The sequence below is a fragment of the uncultured Treponema sp. genome (assembly GCF_945873775.1).
In the GTDB taxonomy this organism is placed as follows: domain Bacteria; phylum Spirochaetota; class Spirochaetia; order Treponematales; family Treponemataceae; genus Treponema_D.
This window is the reverse complement of record NZ_CAMCEC010000006.1, coordinates 31,657-53,099: the sequence shown is the minus strand read 5'-3', so window position 1 is coordinate 53,099 and position 21,443 is coordinate 31,657. Positions and strand designations below refer to the sequence as shown.

The following is a 21,443-nucleotide window of genomic DNA, read 5'->3' as shown; positions in this document are numbered from 1 at the left end:
AGGCTAGAATTTTCATCCAGCCCCAAAGTTGAACTTTATTAGTACTTGAGCTTGTCTGTGTAGTCTCTTCCAGAGTTTGTCTTAACCATGTTGATTGCATAAGCATCGTAATTGTTAAGATTTGTGAATCTGTCAAGGCAGCTAGACTCGTTCTGTCCATCTCCCTGAACTACTGTAAGGTCAATGTTCAATAGAGGAGCATAGTACTGCAAAGCTGGAAGATAAGAAGATGAAAGGAAGTTGTCCGCTGAGTTGTAAATTGTAAGCAAAACTTTCTTTGATGGAGCTGCTGATTTCTTTACGCCTGAATCGCGGTTTCCTGCTGTGTACTGCTGCCAGTTTTCGATGTTTACGCCTGAGTTTTCAGCAAGCAAAGCCTTTGTTGAAGCAATATACTGAACAGGAGCAGAAATCTTGTTTCCATAAGAATCCGGCTCTGAAATTCCTTTTTTATAAACATCTTCGCCTGTAAGTCCGTCAAGAAGGTTGCGCAAAACCTGAAGAGTTGCAGTTGCCTGAGCATCTACGTTCTGGGAAACAGTTCCTGTGAGTTTTCCAGCTCCGATTGCTTCGATTGCATCTGCGTTTGCGTCATATCCGAATACTGGAACTCCAGCCGGATAGTTTGAAGCCTGAAGACAGCCCATAGCCATTCCGTCGTTGTTAGAAACTACCATATCAAGCTGATTTCCGAACTTTGTAGCCCAGCCGCCCATTGCCTCTGTAGCAGCGTTTGCATTCCAAGTAGAACCGTCAGTTCCAGTCATCGCCTTTCCTTCAAGCTCAACAACTTTCATTGTTTTTCCGCCTACAGAAATAGAACCTTCTTTTACTTTTCCAGGATCTGTAGAGCCGTCCCAAGTTCCAAGAGCCTTGCGGATTCCTTCTGTACGAGCCTTAGAGTCATTGTGTCCGACATCGCCAATGCAAAGAACATATCCGAGGATTCCGTCTCCGTTGCGGTCAATAACAGCAGGATCTGCGGAAGCAAGATAGTCAGCAATAAGCTTTCCCTGAACAGCACCGCCGCCAGCAGCATCAAAGCCAACATAATAAGTCTTGCTGTTCCAGTTCATTGTAGCCATATCAATTTCGCCAGTTGTAGGATCAGAAGGCTGTCTGTTAAAGAAAACAAGCGGCTTGTCTTTATTCATTACAACATCGCCGCCAGTCTTAGAGCATCCGGTAAAAACCGCGCCGCCAATCAAAGCCATGCCAAGCACAGCACAAACTGTTTTTTTCATATTTTGTCCTCCAAAAAAATAGTTAAACAGAATTTTTATGTGTTCGTTAACACTATATCAATATATAAACCCGTTCTGCTTATTTGTCAAACAAATTCTTTTATAAATTTTAGTTATAATCCAGCCTGAAAAAAGTGATTTTCATACATAAAAACAAATAAAAATAATACTATAGTTCCAAAAATAAATTTAAAATTACTACGATTTTCACTGGCAAAACTTTTTTATAAAAAATAATCGAAAATTATTTGCGTCCCGAAAAAAACAATGCTAAAATGTGTACGTCAACACGTTTTGACAAAAAAAGAGGCGGCTATGACAATAACAGAAATAGCAAAAAAATCAGGCGTTTCAATCGGAACAGTGGACAGAGTTCTGCACAACAGAGGAAAAGTATCTGAAAAAACAAAGCTTGCGGTAGAAGCCGTAATCGAAAAATACGGATACACGCCGAATCCGCTTGCCCGAACATTAAAAAAGAACAAGCCTTTAGTTATTGGCGTCTTAATGCCACCGCCCGGCACTGGAAGCGGCTACTGGGAAATGATTTTCAAAGGAATGAAAGAAGCGGAATCAGAACTTTCTACGTTCGGAATAAAGCTTGAATTTGAATATTTTGACAGAACTGAATGCGGCTCAATGACAAAAGCTTCACAAAGGCTTTTTGAAAAGAACCTGCAGGCTTTAATAACAGTTCCAATCGTTCCGCATGAAGCCGAGGAAATACTCAGCCAGATAAAAATTCCTTACATTTTTGTAGATTCCCCTCTGCCAAAAGCAAATCCGGTTATTACAATCGCGCAGAATCCGTACAGAGGCGGACAATGCGCAGGGCACATAATGAAGCTCCTAAAAGGAAGCGGAAAATTTTCTGTGCTCCGGTTTTACAAGGATTCATACAACCTTTTGGAACGTCTAAGAGGATTCACGGATTATTTTAAGCACGACACAAACTGCCAAGTCATAGAAACAATATGTCCAAACGGCACAAACCAAGCAATTTTCAACTTTCTTGACAATCTGTTCAAATCAGAGCCTGAAATAAACGGAATATTCGCAACCCACACTGAAGGCTTTATAATCGGACAGTACCTTAGCTACACGAACAGAAAAAACAAAGTCGCCCTTATAAGCTACGATATGCAGGAACAGAATAGAAACGGCCTTATGACCGGAAACATAGACTGCGTGATTTCCCAGCGTCCAGAATACCAAGGCTACACAAGCGTGAACGAAATTTTCAAGAGCAAAGTTCTTCTTCAAGAAATTCCGCAGAGAATTTTCGTTCCTATCGATGTGATTTTCAAGGAAAACGCCGGCGAATACAATCCCATAAAATCATAATAAAAAAAGCTATACACCGTGCAGTCAATACACGGCATATAGCTAAAAGGCATTTTTACATTAAGACTAATCAGCCTACAGTTACAGAAACTTTAACCTGCTTTGCGCCATTGTCGGCAACAACTGTAGTTCCGTTTGCTTTTCCGCCAGAAACAACTTCAACTTTTACATCTCCGTCGTTCTTGTTGTTCTTTACACTGATTATGTATTCAACTCCGCGGAATTTGCGTGTCATTTCAGCTGTCTTTACGTGCTCTGGAAGACGAGGCTCCACAACAAGTCCTTCATAGCTTGGGCGAAGTCCGCAAAGATACTGGCTCAAAGCAACAAAGTTCCAAGCGGCAGTTCCTGTAAGCCAAGAATTCTTTGCCTCACCCTCGCGGCGGGCTTCTTTTCCTGCAACCATCTGGCTGTAAACATAAGGCTCTGTGCGGTGGATGTCTGAAATTTCTTCAACGTAAGCCGGAGCAATTTTCTTGTAATGCTCGAACGCATCCTGAGGACGTCCGTTTACAACTTCACCGATAATTACCCAAGGATTGTTGTGGCAGAAAATTCCTCCGTTCTCTTTGTATCCAGGCGGATAAGAAGAAACTTCGCCAAGTTCAATGTGGTAATCCTGATATGCAGGCCAGCAGATTACGATTCCGTACTTTGAATCAAGATATTTCTTTACGCTGTCAAGAGATTTTTCTGGATAGCCTTTGTCTTTTCCGACTTTTGCCATTGTTCCGAATCCCTGCGACTCAATAAAGATTTTTCCGTCTTTGCATTCATGCGAGCCAATCTTGTTTCCAGCATCATCGTAGGCGCGGACATACCATTCTCCGTCCCAGCCAGCTGTGCAGATCGCCTCTTCCATTTTCTTAGCGGCTTCTTCTGCGAACTTAGCTTCCGCTTCATCTCCTTGAAGACGGCACATCGCAGCATAGTCAGGAGTTACATATACAAACATTTCCGCAATCATTACGGATTCAGCGTTTTTGCCTTCCTTGTTTGTGCAAGTCTGGAAAGAATCATTTGGATTCATGCTGAAGCAGTTCAAGTTCAAGCAGTCGTTCCAGTCAGCGCGTCCAATAAGCGGAAGTCCGTGCGGTCCCATGTGAGTTGTGATGTAGCGGTAAGAGCGTTTGAGGTGCTCATACATTGTGGCTTTGTTTGTTTCGCTGTTGTCAAACGGAACCATTTCATTAAGGAAATCCTTGTCGCCAGTTTCACAAATATAGCGTCCAACGCCAAGCACAAGCCAAAGCGGATCGTCATTAAAGTTAGAGCCAATGTCCGCATTTCCGCGTTTTGTAAGCGGCTGGAACTGATGGTAAGCAGAACCGTCCTCAAACTGAGTTGCGGCAACATCAAAAAGACGCTCGCGGATTCTTGAGTTAGGAAGCTGATGAGCCGCGCCAAGCATATCCTGAGAAGTATCACGGAAGCCCATTCCGCGTCCGATTCCGCTTTCAAAGTAAGAAGCAGAGCGCGCAAAGTTGTATGTAACAACGCACTGGTACTGATTCCACAAAGCCATGCGGTCAAGCTTTTCGTCTCCAGTTTTGAGAGTAAAGTGAGAAAGAATTTCGTTCCAGAATTCCTTGAGAATATTGAATTCCTTCTCTACTTTTTCCTTTGTGCTGAATCTTTCCTGAATTGCATAAGCTTTTTCTTTGTTGATGATTCCGCTTGCTGTATTTGTGCGGAGAAGCTCGCCTTTTGTCTGTGTTGTCCACTTTTTGTCCTGGTCATTTTCAACATATCCAAGAACAAAGACAAAAGTTTTTTCTTCGCCGGCTTTAAGCTCAACATTCAGGCGGTGAGAAGCAATCGGGCTCCATCCGTCAGCAACAGAGTTTCCGCTTTTTCCTTCCATTACAGTTTTTGGCTTAGAAAGAGGATTGTAAAGTCCAAGCCAAGTCTCGCGGTCTGTGTCAAATCCGTCAACAGGAGCATTTACAGAATAGAATGTAAAATGATTGCGGCGCTCGCGGTATTCAGTCTTGTGATAAATTACGCTGCCTTCAATTTCAACTTCGCCGGTAGAAAAGTTTCTCTGGAAGTTCTGGCAGTCGTCAGAAGCGTTGTAAAGACACCACTCGATAAAAGAAACAAGCGAAAGTTTTTTTTCAGACTTTCCTTCGTTTTTGAGTGTAACCATTTCAACTTCGCAGTTAACGCCATTAGGAACCATGCAAAGAACCTGGGCGGAAACATCATTTTTCTTAGAAGTGAATTTTGTATATCCAAATCCGTGGCGGCACTCGTAGCTGTCAAGAGGAGTCTGAGTTGGCTGCCAGGCAGGATTCCAAACTGTATCTCCGTCCTTGATATAGAAATAGCGTCCGTTAGAGTCAAGCGGAATGTCATTGTAGCGGTAACGGGTCAAGCGGCGCAAACGGGCGTCTGTATAAAAGGCATAACCACCTGCTGTATTGGAAATAAGAGAGAAAAACTTCTCGTTTCCAAGGTAGTTAATCCAAGGGTAAGGTGTCTGTGGAGTTTCAATGACGTATTCCCTGTTTACATCATCATAATGTCCAAATTTCATAACTTTTCCTTCTATTAGTTAATCTAAAACTTCTGCTTTCCAAACTGGATGCAAAAATTTCAGCAAATTCTATCATGCCATATATCAAAAGTCAAAGGGATTTTTTTTCAATATTATTGTTTTTTTCAGCGCAGTTGAATATAATTATAATATATGAAGAAGAAGTTTTTATTTGTATTTTTACTGGCCGCGCTTATTCCTGCCGCCATGTACGCAAAAGACGATGTTGATTACGAGCTGCTTGCAAAACAGGGAACAGAAGCAGAAATCCGCCAAGCATTTAAAGAAAACCGAAACCTTTCTACACAAGTATTCGGAAACAACAGAGAAACATTTCTTATGCTTGCCCTTAAAAATGACAGAGACATCGGCATCATAAACCTTTGCCTCGAAAAAGAGTCGAACCCAAGCGCAAAGACAAAAGAAGGAAAAACTCCGCTGATGTACGCAGCCCAGTATTCCTCAGACCAAAATGTAATTGACCTTGTTTCCAAGTATGGAATTGTTTTAAAGCGCAGCCGGGATGCAAGAGTTCTGCAGAAAGACAAAAGCGGAATGGACTCTTTCGCCTACGCAAGAATGAATCCTGAATACAGCGTTTACCAGAAGCTCACGGAATACACAGAAGACCCGGAAGGACTTTATGTTCCAGAGCCTCCCGCACAGGAAACAGCCGCCGAGCCAGTTCCAGAAGCCGCGCAAAATTCAGAGCAGACAGCTTCAGCTGATTCAAATTCAAAAGAAGAAAACACTTCAAACACAGAAAATGCAAAGCAAGCTGAAATTCAGCAGTATGCAAGCGCATTTCTTTTGGACTATGCAGAAAATGAAGACAAGCCAGCAGAACAGCCGCCTGCAAATAAAACCGAATACATAGAAAACCCGAACGCGGCAGACAAAAACGGCGTTACACTTCTTATGAGAGCAGCAAAAGCTGGAAACGACTGGGACGTAAATTTGCTTCTTAAAAACGGAGCAGACGTAAATCTTAGGGACAAAGACGGCTGGACAGCTCTTATGTATGCGGTAAGATACCAGAACAACTTGAACATTCTCAATATGCTTATCGAAAACGCCGCATATATCCGTGTAAGAAACAAATTCAATGCCACTCCGCTTTTGATGGCAGCGGACTATTCACAGAATCCTGAAATAATTTCAGTTCTCCTAAAAAACAGAAGCGTTTCCGAAGATGAAGTTTTCAGGGCATTTATTTTTGCAATAACAGGAAATTCCTCTTCCGACCACATACGCGAAGCAAAAATCAAGCTGTTCCTTGACATGGAAATTCCTTTGAACCGTTTATGGAAAGGACAAACTCCACTGATGTACGCGGCTCAATACGGAAAATCAACTTTGGTTTTAAAGCAGCTCATAGACGCGGGCGCAAATCCGGCATTTCAGGATGAAAACGGTAACACAGCCTTTGACTACGCAAAATTAAACAAAAACCTTGCCCACGATGACATTTACTGGTCTCTTAACGGAGCAAACTAAAAATGAGAATTACAGGCGGAAAGCTAAAAGGGCGTGTCACAGAAACTCCTTATGGAAAAATGGCGATCCGTCCTGCAATGGACAAAATGAGAGAGTCCGTTTTTAACATAATAGGATTCTCTCTTGAAGGAAAATCTTTTCTTGACTTGTTCAGCGGCTCTGGAACAATTGCGCTTGAAGCAGTTTCGCACGGAGCTTCCGCAGTAACGCTTTGCGAAATGGACAAGTCAAAGGCAAAGACAATTCTCAAAAATGTAAAAATGGCAGAAGAAGTCGGAGTCCGCATAAACTGCCGCTTTATGGCTGTCGAGCTTTTTTTGAAACGCTGCAAAGAAAAATTCGACTATATATTCTTGGATCCGCCTTTTCCTTATAAATTCAGAAAAGAACTTGTGGAAACTGCCGGAGCAAGAGAACTTCTTACAAAAAACGGACAGCTTTTAATCCACTACCCTGCCGAAGATCCGCTTCCGGACAAAATAGGCAACCTTGTGCTTTCAGATAAAAGAATCTACGGACGCTCAATCGTAAACTTCTATAAATATGAAGAAAACGGCACGCAGACAAACTGAAAGACTTTAAAACCATTGCTTGACAAATCGAAATAACAAGTTACAATTAAAACTGTATTCTATAAGGTTAAAAGTAATGACAAGTAATTTAAAAAATCAAATCGACTCAAAGCCAGAAGAACTGAAATTTATAAAAACTTCCGACTTGCCGTTGGACGGACTTTCTGATCAGCAAAAAGTTGCGCTTAACAGAAAAGCAAACGCGCTGTTTAATGAAGGCAAAGTTGAAATGGCAAAAAGAATTTTCATTACTACAGGATATTCAGACGGCCTTACAAGAATAGGAGACAATTACAACAAGGAAAACAAATATTTAGACGCGCTGAAAATGTATCTTCTTGCCCACAACAAAAGAAAAAGCGAACCGATTATAGAAAAAATATCGCAGACTGTGTCTGTTATGCTAAAAAGTTAAGAGAGGTAAAAAAAATGGCTGATGAATTGAAACCGGAAGAATTCAGTTTTTCACAGACACAGGAATTCAACAAAACAGACGGCGCAAACACAGCAATAAGCGAGCTTTCAAAAAAAGGCTATCAGTATTTAAAAGACAACAGCACAAAAGAAGCAATTGAAGCATTCAGCCAGATTCTTAATATAGAAGAAAACAACAACTATGCGCTTGTGGGACTTGGCGACAGCGAGCGGAAGCAATGCCATTTTAAGGAAGCGATAGAATATTATTCAAAATGCCTTTCCTGCCATCCAGGAAACAACTACGCTCTTTTTGGGCTTGCGGACTGCTACAAGGCGATAAATCAATACAAAAAGGCCATAGAAATCTGGGAGCAATATCTTGTCCATGACGACAGAAACATAACAGTTCTAACCAGAGTTGCCGATGCCTACAGGAAAATCAGAGACTTTAAGAAATCAAAGAATCTTTACTTAAAAGTCCTCGACATGGAAGAAAACAATGCCTACGCGCTGATTGGACTGGGACATCTTCACTATGATTTTAAGGAATACAAAGACGCGCTTTTTTACTGGACACGAATGCTGGAAATGAATCCTTCGCACGTGGACATAAGAGTTCTAACATCAATAGGAAACTGCCACAGAAAAATCAAGACATTTGAAAAAGGCCTTCCCTACTTTGAAAAAGCGCTTGAGCTTGACCCGAACAATTTCTATGCATTATTCGGAATTGCAGACTGCTACCGGGGAATGAACCAGCAGTTCCGATCAATCGGCTACTGGAATAAAATTCTTGAAATCGATCCAAAAAACAAAGTCATTTTGACACGTACCGGAGACGCATATAGAAACACAGGCGACTATGCAACAGCCGCAGAATATTACAACCGGGCAATGGATATAGATTTTGATATTTATGCCGCCTTGGGACTTGCCTTAATTTGCAAGGGAGAAGGAAAATTTGAAGAAGCAGCCGACAGGCTTACTCAGCTTGTAAACGGAGATCCCAAAAACTACCGTCTTTACATAGATCTTGCAGACTGCTATCTAAAAATGAACAATAAAAAAGAAGCCTTGGAAACTCTTCATTCCTTTCAAAAGCTTGGAATAAAAAACCAGGCAATAAACGACTTCGCAGAACAAATTCAAGAAAGCTGATTATTTTTTATGGAAAAAAAAGTTTCAATTTCGGGGCTTTTCCCTGAAGAAATAGCAAACGCAATTCAATTGTCGCCGTCTTTCCGTGCAAAGCAGATTTATGAATGGATTTCAAAAGGCGCGGAATCTTTTGAGCAGATGACAAACATCGACAAAGCCACAAGAAAATTTCTTGAAGAAAATGTTCTTTTGCGCTCTTCAAAAGTAACGGAAGTTTTAAAAGACCCGGACGGAACAATAAAGCTTCAAATCACCCTTTCAGACGGACTTGCAATAGAAACCGTTCTTTTAACAGACAAAGAAGGAAGAAAAACAGCCTGTGTAAGCTGCCAGGCAGGATGCGCAATGGGCTGTGCGTTTTGCCAGACAGGGCGTCTTGGTCTTGGCAGAAATCTTACCGCCGGAGAAATTGTTGAAGAATTCTTTTTTATGGAGAAAGAAGCCGGAACTTTGGACAACATTGTTTTTATGGGAATGGGCGAGCCTCTTCAAAACCTAGATGCAATAAGAAAAGTCGTGGCAATTTTAACGGATAAAAAAGGAAGATGTTTAAGCCCCAGAAGAATCACGTTAAGCACCTGCGGACTTATAAGCGGAATTTATGAACTTGCAGAAAAAGGACCTTTTGTGCGCCTTGCAGTTTCATTGACAACAGCCGACTCTGCTCTTCGGGAACAGCTTATGCCAGTTTCAAAAGGAAATCCGTTGCCAGAATTAAAAAAAGCGATAAAATTTTATTCAGAAAAAACTGGAAAAAGAATAACATTGGAAGCAGCCCTTCTTTCAGGACAGAACACAGGGCCAGAAAGCGCAAAGCGAATGATTGACTTTGCCTCTGGGCTTGACGCATATATAAATCTCATTCCATGGAATCCAGTTGAAGGTTTACAATTTAAGACTCCTTCAAGAAAAGAATGCGAGGAATTCGTGAAAATCCTTGAGAAAGCAAACCTTAAAGTAAACTTAAGAATTCGTCGGGGAGCAAAAATTGGCGGCGCTTGCGGTCAATTAGGCCGTTCCTCAGCCTCAAGCATTTAAATTTGCTTGAAAAAAAATATAAACCCTATTATAATAATTTTGTATTTAAAATTTTGCTAGGAGACAAGAATGCAGAAAAAGATTTATGTTACAGGAATGGATGATGATGCGGCGGCAGCAAAAGTTGATGCAGCAGTAAAAGCAGTCGCAGGTGTTACAAATGTAGTCTCTTCAGCAGCAAAATGCCAAGTTTGCGTTGACTTTGACGAAGGAACAGCAGGAATTGAGGATGCGATAAATGCAGCCATCGGTTCTACTGGCGTTATAGCTCTCGGCTAATTCTATATGAAAATCACAGTTCTTGACGGCAATGCCTTGAATCCAGGCGATCTTTCATGGTCGCCGCTAGAACAGTTCGGGCAAGTCGCAGTTTTTCCAAGGACAGAGGCTTCTCTAGTTGCAGAAAGAATTGGCGACAGCGATGCGATTCTCTTAAATAAAATAAATATAACAGAAGAAATCCTTAACAAATGCCCGAATTTAAAATATATTGGAGTTCAGGCAACGGGCTACAATGTAATTGACTTGGAAGCCTGCAAAAAACACAATATCACAGTAACAAATGTGCCTTCCTACAGCACAGCAGGTGTTGCGCAGCTTGTTTTCGCTTTTATAAGTGAATTTGCCTGCCACACACAGCTTCATTCTAACAGCGTAATGTCCGGCGAATGGACAAAATGCCCGGATTTCTGCTACTGGAAGGTTCCGCTGATTGAACTTGAAGGAAAAACTCTCGGAATTTTTGGCTACGGAAGCATAGGTTCAAGAGTTGCAAAAATCGCAGAAGCCTATGGAATGAAAGTAATTGTCTGCACGAGAACTCCAAAGCCTGAAATAAAAAATCCAGTTGACATTTCAACATTGTTCAATGAATCCGATTTTATTTCCCTCCATGCGCCTTTGACAGAAAAAACTAAAAATGTCGTAAACAAAACAACACTTTCTTTAATGAAGAAAACCGCATTTTTAATAAACACAGCCAGAGGTCCGCTTGTAAATGAAAAAGATGTAAGGGAATTCCTTGACAACGGAAAAATTGCGGGCTATGCGGCGGATGTTGTAAGCGAAGAGCCTATGAAAAAAGACAATCCTTTGCTTGGCGCAAAAAACTGCATTATAACCCCGCACATCGCTTGGGCAGCAACCGAAACAAGGCAAAGGCTTTTAAATATCGTAATAGAAAACCTAAAATGCTTTGTCAACGGAAATCCGCAGAATGTTGTTTCGTAAAAGCATATTGACAATTTTATTTTTACTTAATAAACTTTAATTATACTAAAGTCTATTAATACAGAGGAATTTCTATGGGAAAAACTATAGCACAGAAAATTTTTTCATCACATTTGGTTGAATCCCCTTTTGAAGGAACAAACATTCTTAAGCTTGACAGAGTTTTCTGCCATGAAATCACAACACCAATCGCAATCAACGACTTGGTTGAACGGAATAAAGACAGAGTTTTTGATAGCACAAAAATCAAGGCAGTCATAGACCACGTAACACCAGCAAAAGACAGCAAATGCGCAATGCAGGAAAAAATTCTTCGCGACTGGGCAAAGCGCAATAATATAAAAGACTTCTTTGACATCGGAGCAAACGGTGTCTGCCATGCAATTTTCCCAGAAAAAGGATTTGTCCGTCCTGGATTTACAGTAATCATGGGAGACAGCCACACCTGCACACATGGAGCTTTCGGAGCGTTTGCCGCTGGTGTTGGAACAACAGACTTGGAAGTGGGAATATTAAAGGGCGTATGTTCTTTCCGCGAGCCAAAAGCAATAAAATTTGTTTTAAATGGCAAACTCAAAGAAGGAGTCTATGCAAAAGATGTGATTCTTTTCCTTATCGGTCAGATTGGCGTAAACGGAGCTACAAACTGCGTTGCGGAATTCACAGGTCCAATTGTTGACAATATGTCAATGGAAGAAAGAATGACAATCTGCAACATGGCAGTTGAAGCCGGCGCAACAAGCGGAATCTGCTTTCCTGACATGACAACAGTGGAATATCTTTGGCCTTTTATCAAAGATGAATTCGAGTCAAAAGAAGCCGCCCTTAAAGAATACAGCAAATGGATTGACGATGAAGATGCGGAATATGAAAAAGTTTACACATTCGACTTGTCAAACCTTGAGCCTGTATGTACAATCGAATATAAGCCAGATCAGATAAAAAAAGTTTCAGAAATGAAAGGAACAAAAGTTGATCAGGTTTATATCGGCTCATGCACAAACGGAAGAATCAGCGATCTCCGTGTAGCCGCTGAAATTTTAAAGGGACACAAAATCGCAGAAGGTGTGCGTGGAATTGTAAGTCCTGCCACCCCGCTCGTTTATAAAATGGCGCTTGAGGAAGGAATCATAAAGATTTTTATGGATGCTGGATTCTGCGTTACAAACCCGACTTGCGGAGCCTGCCTTGGAATGAGCAACGGAGTTCTTGCGGAAGGAGAAGTCTGCGCTTCTACAACAAACAGAAACTTCAACGGACGCATGGGAAAAGGCGGAATGGTTCATCTTATGAGCCCAGCCACAGCCGCGGCAACAGCAATTGCTGGAACAATCACTAATTCATGCTTTTTTAAAGGCTGAAAAATAAATAAAGACGAGGAACAAAATGAAACAGTTTGGTGGACAAGTTTTATTCTTGGATCGCTCAGATATTAATACTGACGAGATAATTCCTGCAAAGTATCTTACAGAAAATACAAAGCAGGCGCTCCAGCCGTATCTCCTTGAGGATTTAAAGCTTGAAGGTTTCAATCCAAAAACAGACGTCCTGGGCAAAAAAGTCATAATTACACGTGAAAACTTTGGCTGCGGTTCTAGCCGTGAACACGCTCCCTGGGCTTTGGAAGTAAACGGAATTTATTGTGTAATCGCAGTAAACTTTGCCCGCATTTTCCGCCAGAACATGTACAACTGCGGTCTTCTTGCATTGGACATGAGCAAAAAAGACATCGACGATATGTTCAGAACATTTGCAGACAAAGACACAGAATGCAAAATTGAACAGAAGGAAGACGGCACTTGGAAAGTAAAACTAATTGCCGGCTCACTTTCAAAAAGCTATCCTTTCAAGCTTGAAGGATTTGAAAAAGCCCTTGTAGAAAACGAAGGCTGGATTGGATACGCCGACAAAAAATATTAATACCTTACTGTCATTATCTGGCTTGGCCAGATAATCTTTTAAACTGCCTTGGCAATGCGTCAGGGCAGTTTTTTTTATCTAATTTAATATTTGTAAATTCAAATTATATATTTTAGAAATCTATTTTTAAAACAATATCAATATAACAAAAGTACGATTTTCTATATTAAAAGCCTTAAAATTTCACAATTTTTATAATAAATAAAATATTTGTTGACACACGAAAAAAGAAGCGATATATTCACTAGTAGTAAAACAATTACTACTAAAAACACTTTTAAGGAAAAACATGACAGACAAAATCATAGACATACTAGGCAGCCTTGGTTTTTCAAAAATGGAATCTCTTGTTTACTGTGCGCTCGTTCCAGAAGAAAAAATGGGCGGCTACCAGATTGCAAAAAAACTGAATGCGCCCCGCCCTTCTGTTTATTCTGCGCTGGAAAATCTTTTAAAGAAAGAATGCATAACAAGCATTCCTGGCTCAACAGCAGAATATCAGGCAGTTCCGCCGGATGTTTTAATTGACGAAATTTCACAAAAATATTCGAGCAATGCCGCAAAAGCAAAAGAAATGCTAAAGGAATTAAATTCGCCGATTTCAACACAGGAACGTTTTGTAAACATCGAAGGAAAAACAAAACTCATTTCTGTTGTAAACAAACTTATTGCAGCGGCAAAAAAAGAAATTGTGTTCAACTGCTCAATGCCGCTTGAATATTTTAAGGAAGCCCTACTTTTGGCGGCAAAAAGAAAAGTGAGAATTGTTTTGTTCAGCTGGAAAAATTTGGACACTCTTGAAATTCCGCTGGAATTTTTCTGCGGATTCGACGGAACAGACTGCTGTCCGGAACAAAGAATCCTTTTGGTTTCAGACATGGCGCACTGCATTGTAGGAAGCAACGACCGTGCAATTTTTTTTCCGCACAGACCGCACCACAAAATTCAAAAATTGCCAGACGGCGAAAATGATTTTCTTGGAATGACAAGCGACAACAGGCTGATTGTGAATCTTGTTTCAGAGCATATTCACTTTGATATTTACTTGCAAAAGCTAAGGAAAAAATTCAACCGCGATATTATTTCCAAAGACATTTGCATTGGAACTTTAATGGAGAAAGGAATTTAAAATGAAAACGGAAAACAAAACATTTTTAAAAGATTTAATTTCAATTGCCGTTCCTATTTCGTTGCAGAATTTAATTCAGTCGTGCTTAGGAATGATTGACCAAATTATGATTGGACAATTGGGCTCAAAAACAGTAGCCGCAGTAAGCCTTGCCGGAAGACCGTGCTTTGTAATGCTTTTTGCGCTAGGAGGAATCGCAGCAGCAAGCTCAATATTCGCATCTCAATATGAAGGAGCAAAAGATTCAAGCAAACACGCAAATGTAATGAGGGCTTCAATTTTTTCAGCATTGGCAGTTGCGCTTGTGTTTTTTATTTTTTCACTTTTTACGCCGGAATTAGTTCTTTCATTTTTTACAAAAGACACAGAAGTTATTTCAATAGGCAAAAATTATTTGAGAATAAATTCATTAAGCTATTTTGCGCTTGCAATCATCAGCTGCTGTTCGGCAATGCTAAGAAGCACAGGATTTGCAAAGACTCCGCTAGTAACGGGATTTATTTCTGTCGCAACAAACACGGCTCTCAATGCAATCATGATTTTTGGACTTTTAGGATTTCCAGCACTTGGTTCAGACGGAGCAGCAATTGCAACTGTAATTTCGATATTCATTCAATGCGCAATCCTCATTATTTTTATGATAAAGAAAAACCATCCTGCAAACATGAAAGCAGTTCTTTTGTGCAAGAATGACTTTTCATTTCTAAAGATATTTTTTATAACTGCGCTTCCCGCAATAGGAAACGAGCTTTTATGGGCATTGGGAGATGCAGGCTACAGCGCGATATACGGACACATGGGAACAGCAGAACTTGCGGCAATTACGTTAACCTTCCCTGTACAAGGGTTAACAATCGGATTCTTTAGCGGACTTTCAGCAGCCACAGGAATTCTAATAGGAAATGAACTTGGCTCAAACGACTTTGACAAAGGCTACGTTCTCGCCTGGAAGTTTATAAAAATCTGTGTTGTAGGCTGTACTGCAATTGGAATTTTAATTTTTGCGTTCGCTCCAATCTATATAAGATTTTACAATGTAGAAGATCAAGTTCAAGAATATGCAAAACATCTTTTGTGGATATTCGCATTCTATTTATGGATAAAAGTCTGCAACATGATAATAGGAAGCGGAATTCTTAGAAGCGGCGGAAAAACAAAATTCACTTTGTTCCTAGATGTCTTGGGAACTTACGGAATAGGACTTCCGCTTGGACTTTTGGGCGCGCTGGTCTTCAAGTTTGAAATCACAAAAGTCTATGCGCTTCTTTCCGTTGAAGAAATCGCAAGGCTTGTAATTGGAACAGCAAGAGTTAAAAGCAGAAAATGGATAGACAATATCACACAAAAAAATAATTAGGCAATCGAAATGGAGGAAAAAATGCTTAGAAAAGTTTTTACATTTGCAATGATTTTTATTTTAGGAGTTTCTGCTATGACCGCGGAAAATAAAATGCAAACAAAACAAGGAACTATACTCCACTGCTGGTGCTGGTCATTCAAGACGATTGAAGAAAACATTGAAAAAATTGCAGAAGCGGGATTCACTGCAATACAGACTTCACCTGCAAATGAATGCTTTGAAGGCGATAACGGCGGACTTGAAATTATGAGCCAGAAAAGTGGAAAGTGGTATTATCACTATCAGCCTACAGATTGGAAAATCGGAAACTATCAGCTTGGAACAAGAGACGACTTTATACGGATGTGCGCGAAGGCAAAAAAATACGGAATCGCAGTAATTGTTGACGTTGTTCCAAACCACACAACAACGCACAAAGATGAAATTTCCTTGGACTTTATAGAAGCTGTAGGCGGAATGGAAAAAATGTACCACAAGAATTCTGACCACACAATCAGAAGCATGGCAAACCGCAGAGAAGTTACAAGCGCAATGCTCGGAGGACTTCCAGATGTGAACACAGAAAATCCGCTTTTCCAAGAATACTTTATGAACTACATAAACGACCTCATTGACTGCGGAGCTGACGGATTCAGATTCGACACAGCAAAACACATTGCACTTCCCGACGACCCTGTAGATCCTGCTTCAAAAGAAAATGACTTCTGGCCAGTCTTTACAGGAAAAAAATCAGTGAACGGAAAATCTGTAAAAAACGCAGATGAGCTTTTTATTTATGGAGAAGTTCTTCAGGAAGGAGCATCAAGAGAAGATGCCTACGGAAAACTTTTTCCAGTAACAGCAAGCAATTACGGAAAGCTTTTAAGAAGCGCATTAAAAAATGAAAAGCTAAACGCAAAAGGAATTGTAAACTTTCAAAATGCAGCTTCGCCAGAAGTTGTAACTTGGGTTGAAAGCCATGACACTTACGCAAACGAAGGCGAGTCAGCTTACCTCACAAACTTTATGATCCGCGCAGGCTGGGCAGTAATAGCTTCAAGAAAGGACGGAACACCATTATTTTTTAACCGTCCAAAAGGAAAAGAATCCACACAATTTCCAGGAGAATCCAAAATCGGAGAAACAGGAAACGATGAATATTTCAGCCCGGAAGTTTCCGCTGTAAACAAATTCAGAACTGCAATGCAAGGCGAAAACGAAAAATTCATCAATGGAGAAAACGCGGGAGTTCTAATTATAAAGCGCGGAGAAAAAGGCTGCGTAATTATCAACTTAAATTCCAAGCCGTCTGCCGTTCAAGTTGAAATAAAACTTCCAAAGGGAACTTATATCGACAAAGCAAATAAAACAAAATTCGTCTGCAAGGATTCAGTTCTAAAAGGAAAAATAAAACCAAAATCAATTTGCGTAGTTTATTAACAATCTGTCATTGTCTAACTTGATTAGACAATCTAAGTTATTCGGGTCAAGTCTGAAGATTAGAAATATATAGGAGGCGTAAAATGATAAAGAGATTTGTATTCGGAGAAGCGTTTGACACAGAAACTGTAAAAGAAAAGCCCGAATCATGCAAAGAAAAAATTCCGTATTTTGAAACTGCAGAAGATTCTAGTTTTTCACTTGAAATGGATTCTAGCGACATTGTCTACGGTCTTGGAGAAAATGTGCGCGGAATAAACAAACGCGGATTCATTTATGAAAGTTTCTGCACAGACCAGCCAGAGCACAATGAAAACAAAAGCTCGCTGTATGCCGCCCACAATTTTTTCATCGTATCAGGAAATGAAAAAAACTTCGGAGTATTCTTTGACACTCCGGGAAAAGTTACGTTTGACATTGGAGCTTCAAACTATTCAACTCTTAAAGTTACTGTAGAAAACTCAGGATATGAAGTCTACATAATCGAAAACCCAACACTAGAATTAATCATAAAAGAATTCAGAACTTTGATTGGACAAAGTTACGTTCCTCCAAGATGGGCATTCGGAATAGGACAGTCCCGCTGGGGCTACACCTGTGAAGAAGATGTAAGAAAAGTCGCCGAAAACTACAGAAAGAACAACATTCCGCTCGACATGGTTTATCTCGACATTGACTACATGGAAAAGTTCAAAGATTTTACAGTCAACAAAAAAGCATTTCCAGACTTTAAGAATTTTGTTTCCGACATGAAAAAGAATTCCATTCGAATTGTTCCAATCATTGATGCCGGAATAAAAATGGAATACGGATTTGAACTTTACGAAGAAGGAAAGGCAAACAATTATTTTTGCAAGGATAAAGACGGAAACGATTTTATAGTTGGCGTGTGGCCGGGAAAATGCTGTCTTCCAGATTTCTTAAATCCAGAAGCAAGAAAGTGGTTTGGAATGAAATACAAATTTCTAACCGATCAAGGCATTGAAGGATTTTGGAACGACATGAACGAGCCTGCCCTCTTTTACTCTGAAAAAAATCTGGAAAAAGTTTTTGACCAGGTAAACGAAATGAGAAAGCTCAACATAGGCTTAAAAGAAAACTTCGCGCTAAAAGACACAGTCTTGAATCTTGCAAACAATGTTGATGACTACAAGAGTTTTTATCATTGCAAGGACGGAAAGAAAATCCGGCACTATGACGTTCACAACATCTACGGCTACAACATGACAAGAGCCGCATCCGAAGCATTCGAAAAAATTTCTCCAGAAAAAAGAATTCTCATGTTCTCAAGATCTTCGTGCATAGGTTCTCACAGATACGGCGGAATATGGATGGGAGACAATATGTCAAGATGGCAGCACATTCTCCTGAACTTAAAAATGCTTCCATCTCTTAATATGTGCGGATTCTTGTACACAGGAGCAGACTTAGGCGGATTCGGAGAAAACACAACAGAAGACCTTCTCTTGCGATGGTATGCTCTTGGAATTTTTATGCCGTTACTAAGAAACCACTCTGCATTCGGAACACGCGAGCAAGAGCCTTTTAGATTTAAAAACAGCATAGAAAAATTCAGAAACATCCTCAAGCTGCGCTACAGGCTGCTTCCGTATATTTACAGCGAGTTTATGAAAGCAGCTTTGCAGGGAACAATGTATGCAAGTCCGCTTGGATTCATCTGGCCAAAAGATGAGGACGCGAGAAGAACAGAAGACCAGCTTATGATTGGAGAAAGCATTATGATTGCTCCAGTCTATGAGCAGAACGCAACCGGGCGGCACGTTTATCTTCCAGAGGAAATGAAGCTTATAAAATTCAAGGACAGTGAAAGCTATGAGGAAAAAATAATTCCAGCTGGACACAACTTTATTCACGTTGCGCTAGACGAAGTTGCAATCTTTATCCGAAAAGGACATATTCTTCCTCTTGCAGACGACGCGGATTCAGTTGAAAAAATTGACTTTGAAAACCTTACAAGCATAAGCTTTGCAGAAAAAGGAGCAAGCTATGAACTCTACACCGATGACGGAGAATGCAGAAATCCTAGCCTAAGCGGAAACTTAAGAAGCATAAAGGTATAATAATGTCATGAGGATATCTAATAAGTTTTAAAGATTGCCGTGCTTGACACGGCAATCTTTAAAACACACAATGAATTTTCAAGCCCGAAAATGACATAAAAGATACTTTTGAAATAGCCACATATATTGCCGCTTTCTTTTCTTTTCGCTCAGTCAATTTGCGAATTCAGCAGCAAAACTTGACATTTAAACTAATTAACCTTAATTTCGAGTTTTATAATTTAATGTCATTATCGGGCTTGACCCGATAATCTATTGAAAATTTCCAACAAATTCCCGTGTCGTAGCACGGGAATGACACTTAAACTACTGTTCTTATCAAAACTCGAAGTTTGGGTTAATTAACCTTTCTACATATCGGCATAAGTCTGAACGGAATCTTCCAAATGCTCAATTTTTATTCCAGCTTCGGAAAACATTTTCATTGAATCTTCTTCATCATGGTAATGCTTTTCGCAGACAACTCTTTTTATTCCGCAGTTTATTATAAGCATGGCGCAAGTTCTGCAAGGAGTCATTTTGCAATACACGGTCGCTCCGTCAATTGAAATTCCTCTTTTTGCAGCCTGGCAAATCGCGTTCTGCTCCGCGTGAACAGTCCTTACGCAGTGCTGGGTAACAGAGCCGTCAGCGTGAATCATTTTTCGCATAAGATGCCCGGCTTCATCGCAGTGAGCAAGACCTGCAGGACTTCCAACGTAGCCTGTAACAAGAATCTGATTATCCTTTGCAATTACACAGCCGCTTCTTCCGCGGTCGCAAGTCGCACGCTTTGCAATAGTCCGCGCAACTTCCATAAAGTATTCATCCCAAGTTGGACGCACATATTTTTCTTTTTCTTCGCTCATGCAAAAAACTTACCACAAATTGACGAAAAAAAAAAGTGCACCTCAAAAATTGTCTCCAACTCTTAGGGCGCATTTAGAACTGCCATATCAAATACGGCAATGACAGCCATCTGTGTTTAAATACACAAAAATAACAAGCACTTGTCATTCCCATGCAACGACATGGGAATTTTTTAATTATATAGCCTTTATTGCAAGCGCAAAGATGAATACAACTGCAAGAATCCAGGTAACAACAGGAATTTCTTTTGTTTTCTTTCCAGCAACTTTTGCAATTACATAAGCAATCATTCCGAATGCGATTCCCTTTGAAATTGAATATCCAAAAGGCATTACCAAAATTGTAATGAAAGCCGGGATTCCGTCTGTAATATCAGCAAAGTTGATTTTAGAAACAGACTGCATCATGAGGAAGCCTACAAAAATCAAAGCAGGAGCTGTAGCGCAAGAAGGAACAAGAGCGAACAAAGGTGTAAAGAACAAAGCAAGAAGGAAGAAGAACGCAGTAACTACAGAAGCAAACCCAGTGCGTGCTCCGGCTGCAACTCCAGAAGAAGATTCAACAAAAGAAGTTACTGTTGAAGTTCCAAGACAAGCGCCTGCTACAGTTCCAACAGCGTCAGCAAGAAGAGCGCCTTTTACATTCTGAATGTTTCCTTTTTCGTCAATAAGATTTCCCTGCTCTGCAACGCCCATCAAAGTTCCGATTGTATCAAAAATATCAGTAAACAAGAAAGTAAAGAAAACACCGAAGAATTTAAGAGAAAGAACTCCAGCCCATTCAAACTTAAAGAGGAACGGCGCGCTAGGAACAGAAACCGGCTTGAAGTTTTCTGGAACAGTTGTAACGCCAAAAGGAATTCCAATAACAGTTGTAGCGGCAATGCCAATGAGAATTGCGCCAGGAACTTTAAGAATGTAAAGAACAACTGTAATGATAAGGCCAATAATTGCAACAAGAGCAGTAGCATGGTTCAAGTCAATTGAATTGAAGCCAATGATTGTTCCGTTCGCAGAAGTTACGATTCCGGCATTGTTAAGTCCGATAAGGGCAATGAAAAGTCCGATTCCAACAGCAACAGCTTTTTTCATTGTTCCAGGAATTGAATTGATAATCGCCTCGCGTACTCCAAAGAATGAAAGCAAAATAAAAAGAACGCCTTCAATCAAAACAGCAGTAAGAGCGAACCAAGGAGAACATCCCATCTGGCCGCAGACTGTGTAAGTAAAGAACGCGTTAAGTCCCATTCCAGAAGCAAGAGCAACCGGCATATTCGCAAGGAACGCCATAATGAGAGTTGCAATAGCAGCTGAAACAGCAGTCGCAGTAAACACGCCGCCGAAATTCATTCCAGCAATCGAACCAAGCATTCCCGGGTTAACGGCAAGAATGTAAGACATTGCAAGGAAAGTTGTAATACCGCCAACAATTTCACGGCTTACAGTAGAGCCCTTCTCCTTGATTTTGAAAAATTTCTCCATAAGAAATTTCCTCCAAAAAATAGAATGCCAATATTCTATCACGAAATAAAAAAAGATTATATAGCATGAACGTTAGTTTTTTTTTATTGAAGAAAGCTGAAAAAACTCGGCGAGAATTTTTATTTATAGCATTTCCTGCTTGAATTTTTCTGTCATTCCCGCGCT

The 21,443-nt window shown here is 40.4% G+C and carries 18 protein-coding genes; 14 read left to right on the top strand and 4 right to left on the bottom strand.

The features are described from left to right. Window positions 1-38: 38 nt before the first annotated feature. The gene (locus tag Q0N70_RS04555; RefSeq protein WP_294014407.1) at window positions 39-1,214 is read right to left on the bottom strand and encodes a substrate-binding domain-containing protein; all 1,176 of its coding nucleotides are present in this window, start codon (window positions 1,212-1,214) and stop codon (window positions 39-41) included. Window positions 1,215-1,559: 345 nt separating this feature from the next. On the opposite strand from Q0N70_RS04555, the gene Q0N70_RS04550 reads away from it, so the two are divergent. Next, the gene (locus Q0N70_RS04550; protein WP_294014302.1) at window positions 1,560-2,588 is read left to right on the top strand and encodes a LacI family DNA-binding transcriptional regulator; all 1,029 of its coding nucleotides are present in this window, start codon (window positions 1,560-1,562) and stop codon (window positions 2,586-2,588) included. Window positions 2,589-2,658: 70 nt separating this feature from the next. Here the strand turns inward: Q0N70_RS04550 and Q0N70_RS04545 are convergent, their stop codons facing one another. Beyond that, window positions 2,659-5,127 (bottom strand): glycosyl transferase, encoded by a 2,469-nt coding sequence (locus Q0N70_RS04545; RefSeq protein WP_294014300.1) that lies wholly within the window; start codon window positions 5,125-5,127, stop codon window positions 2,659-2,661. 153 nt (window positions 5,128-5,280) lie between these two features. On the opposite strand from Q0N70_RS04545, the gene Q0N70_RS04540 reads away from it, so the two are divergent. From Q0N70_RS04540 to Q0N70_RS04480, 13 genes are all read left to right on the top strand, one after another. Continuing rightward, the gene (locus Q0N70_RS04540) at window positions 5,281-6,624 is read left to right on the top strand and encodes an ankyrin repeat domain-containing protein (protein WP_294014298.1); all 1,344 of its coding nucleotides are present in this window, start codon (window positions 5,281-5,283) and stop codon (window positions 6,622-6,624) included. Window positions 6,625-6,626: 2 nt separating this feature from the next. Further along, window positions 6,627-7,196: a 16S rRNA (guanine(966)-N(2))-methyltransferase RsmD gene (gene rsmD, locus Q0N70_RS04535; RefSeq protein ID WP_294014296.1), complete on the top strand. Its 570-nt coding sequence runs from the start codon at window positions 6,627-6,629 to the stop codon at window positions 7,194-7,196. Window positions 7,197-7,272: 76 nt separating this feature from the next. Continuing rightward, window positions 7,273-7,611, top strand: coding sequence for a hypothetical protein (locus Q0N70_RS04530; protein ID WP_294014293.1), 339 nt, complete (start codon window positions 7,273-7,275; stop codon window positions 7,609-7,611). A 14-nt stretch (window positions 7,612-7,625) separates the two neighbouring features. Continuing rightward, complete coding sequence (locus Q0N70_RS04525; protein WP_294014291.1) at window positions 7,626-8,771, top strand: tetratricopeptide repeat protein; 1,146 nt, start codon at window positions 7,626-7,628, stop codon at window positions 8,769-8,771. Between the two features lie 9 nt (window positions 8,772-8,780). Then, on the top strand, window positions 8,781-9,809 hold the full coding sequence (gene rlmN, locus Q0N70_RS04520; protein ID WP_294014289.1) for a 23S rRNA (adenine(2503)-C(2))-methyltransferase RlmN: 1,029 nt from the start codon (window positions 8,781-8,783) through the stop codon (window positions 9,807-9,809). A gap of 69 nt (window positions 9,810-9,878) precedes the next feature. After that, complete coding sequence (locus tag Q0N70_RS04515; RefSeq protein ID WP_294014287.1) at window positions 9,879-10,088, top strand: heavy metal transporter; 210 nt, start codon at window positions 9,879-9,881, stop codon at window positions 10,086-10,088. A 6-nt stretch (window positions 10,089-10,094) separates the two neighbouring features. Further along, entirely contained in the window at window positions 10,095-11,039 is a 945-nt protein-coding gene (locus Q0N70_RS04510) for a D-2-hydroxyacid dehydrogenase (RefSeq protein ID WP_294014285.1), read from the top strand. Between the two features lie 74 nt (window positions 11,040-11,113). Then, the gene (locus tag Q0N70_RS04505; protein WP_294014283.1) at window positions 11,114-12,400 is read left to right on the top strand and encodes a 3-isopropylmalate dehydratase large subunit; all 1,287 of its coding nucleotides are present in this window, start codon (window positions 11,114-11,116) and stop codon (window positions 12,398-12,400) included. 25 nt (window positions 12,401-12,425) lie between these two features. Then, window positions 12,426-12,959, top strand: a complete 534-nt coding sequence (locus tag Q0N70_RS04500) for a 3-isopropylmalate dehydratase small subunit 2 (protein WP_013701560.1) — start codon at window positions 12,426-12,428, stop codon at window positions 12,957-12,959. A gap of 289 nt (window positions 12,960-13,248) precedes the next feature. Beyond that, the gene (locus tag Q0N70_RS04495; protein ID WP_294014280.1) at window positions 13,249-14,088 is read left to right on the top strand and encodes a TrmB family transcriptional regulator; all 840 of its coding nucleotides are present in this window, start codon (window positions 13,249-13,251) and stop codon (window positions 14,086-14,088) included. A 1-nt stretch (window position 14,089) separates the two neighbouring features. Further along, entirely contained in the window at window positions 14,090-15,445 is a 1,356-nt protein-coding gene (locus Q0N70_RS04490) for an MATE family efflux transporter (protein WP_294014278.1), read from the top strand. Window positions 15,446-15,466: 21 nt separating this feature from the next. After that, the gene (locus Q0N70_RS04485) at window positions 15,467-16,867 is read left to right on the top strand and encodes an alpha-amylase family glycosyl hydrolase (protein ID WP_294014276.1); all 1,401 of its coding nucleotides are present in this window, start codon (window positions 15,467-15,469) and stop codon (window positions 16,865-16,867) included. A 65-nt stretch (window positions 16,868-16,932) separates the two neighbouring features. Beyond that, entirely contained in the window at window positions 16,933-18,948 is a 2,016-nt protein-coding gene (locus Q0N70_RS04480; protein ID WP_367268259.1) for a TIM-barrel domain-containing protein, read from the top strand. A gap of 350 nt (window positions 18,949-19,298) precedes the next feature. On the opposite strand, the gene Q0N70_RS04475 is transcribed toward Q0N70_RS04480, so the two are convergent. Then, on the bottom strand, window positions 19,299-19,796 hold the full coding sequence (locus tag Q0N70_RS04475) for a cytidine/deoxycytidylate deaminase family protein (protein WP_294014272.1): 498 nt from the start codon (window positions 19,794-19,796) through the stop codon (window positions 19,299-19,301). A 177-nt stretch (window positions 19,797-19,973) separates the two neighbouring features. Beyond that, window positions 19,974-21,278 (bottom strand): NCS2 family permease, encoded by a 1,305-nt coding sequence (locus Q0N70_RS04470; RefSeq protein ID WP_294014270.1) that lies wholly within the window; start codon window positions 21,276-21,278, stop codon window positions 19,974-19,976. Between the last annotated feature and the right edge of the window lie 165 nt (window positions 21,279-21,443).

Bases quoted from the DNA above. Each gene is read 5' to 3' on its own strand.
- Q0N70_RS04555 (WP_294014407.1), bottom strand. From the start codon at position 1,214: ATGGCTTTGATTGGCGGCGCGGTTTTTACCGGATGCTCTAAGACTGGC.
- Q0N70_RS04550 (WP_294014302.1), top strand. From the start codon at position 1,560: ATGACAATAACAGAAATAGCAAAAAAATCAGGCGTTTCAATCGGAACA.
- Q0N70_RS04545 (WP_294014300.1), bottom strand. From the start codon at position 5,127: ATGAAATTTGGACATTATGATGATGTAAACAGGGAATACGTCATTGAA.
- Q0N70_RS04540 (WP_294014298.1), top strand. From the start codon at position 5,281: ATGAAGAAGAAGTTTTTATTTGTATTTTTACTGGCCGCGCTTATTCCT.
- rsmD (WP_294014296.1), top strand. From the start codon at position 6,627: ATGAGAATTACAGGCGGAAAGCTAAAAGGGCGTGTCACAGAAACTCCT.
- Q0N70_RS04530 (WP_294014293.1), top strand. From the start codon at position 7,273: ATGACAAGTAATTTAAAAAATCAAATCGACTCAAAGCCAGAAGAACTG.
- Q0N70_RS04525 (WP_294014291.1), top strand. From the start codon at position 7,626: ATGGCTGATGAATTGAAACCGGAAGAATTCAGTTTTTCACAGACACAG.
- rlmN (WP_294014289.1), top strand. From the start codon at position 8,781: ATGGAAAAAAAAGTTTCAATTTCGGGGCTTTTCCCTGAAGAAATAGCA.
- Q0N70_RS04515 (WP_294014287.1), top strand. From the start codon at position 9,879: ATGCAGAAAAAGATTTATGTTACAGGAATGGATGATGATGCGGCGGCA.
- Q0N70_RS04510 (WP_294014285.1), top strand. From the start codon at position 10,095: ATGAAAATCACAGTTCTTGACGGCAATGCCTTGAATCCAGGCGATCTT.
- Q0N70_RS04505 (WP_294014283.1), top strand. From the start codon at position 11,114: ATGGGAAAAACTATAGCACAGAAAATTTTTTCATCACATTTGGTTGAA.
- Q0N70_RS04500 (WP_013701560.1), top strand. From the start codon at position 12,426: ATGAAACAGTTTGGTGGACAAGTTTTATTCTTGGATCGCTCAGATATT.
- Q0N70_RS04495 (WP_294014280.1), top strand. From the start codon at position 13,249: ATGACAGACAAAATCATAGACATACTAGGCAGCCTTGGTTTTTCAAAA.
- Q0N70_RS04490 (WP_294014278.1), top strand. From the start codon at position 14,090: ATGAAAACGGAAAACAAAACATTTTTAAAAGATTTAATTTCAATTGCC.
- Q0N70_RS04485 (WP_294014276.1), top strand. From the start codon at position 15,467: ATGCTTAGAAAAGTTTTTACATTTGCAATGATTTTTATTTTAGGAGTT.
- Q0N70_RS04475 (WP_294014272.1), bottom strand. From the start codon at position 19,796: ATGAGCGAAGAAAAAGAAAAATATGTGCGTCCAACTTGGGATGAATAC.
- Q0N70_RS04470 (WP_294014270.1), bottom strand. From the start codon at position 21,278: ATGGAGAAATTTTTCAAAATCAAGGAGAAGGGCTCTACTGTAAGCCGT.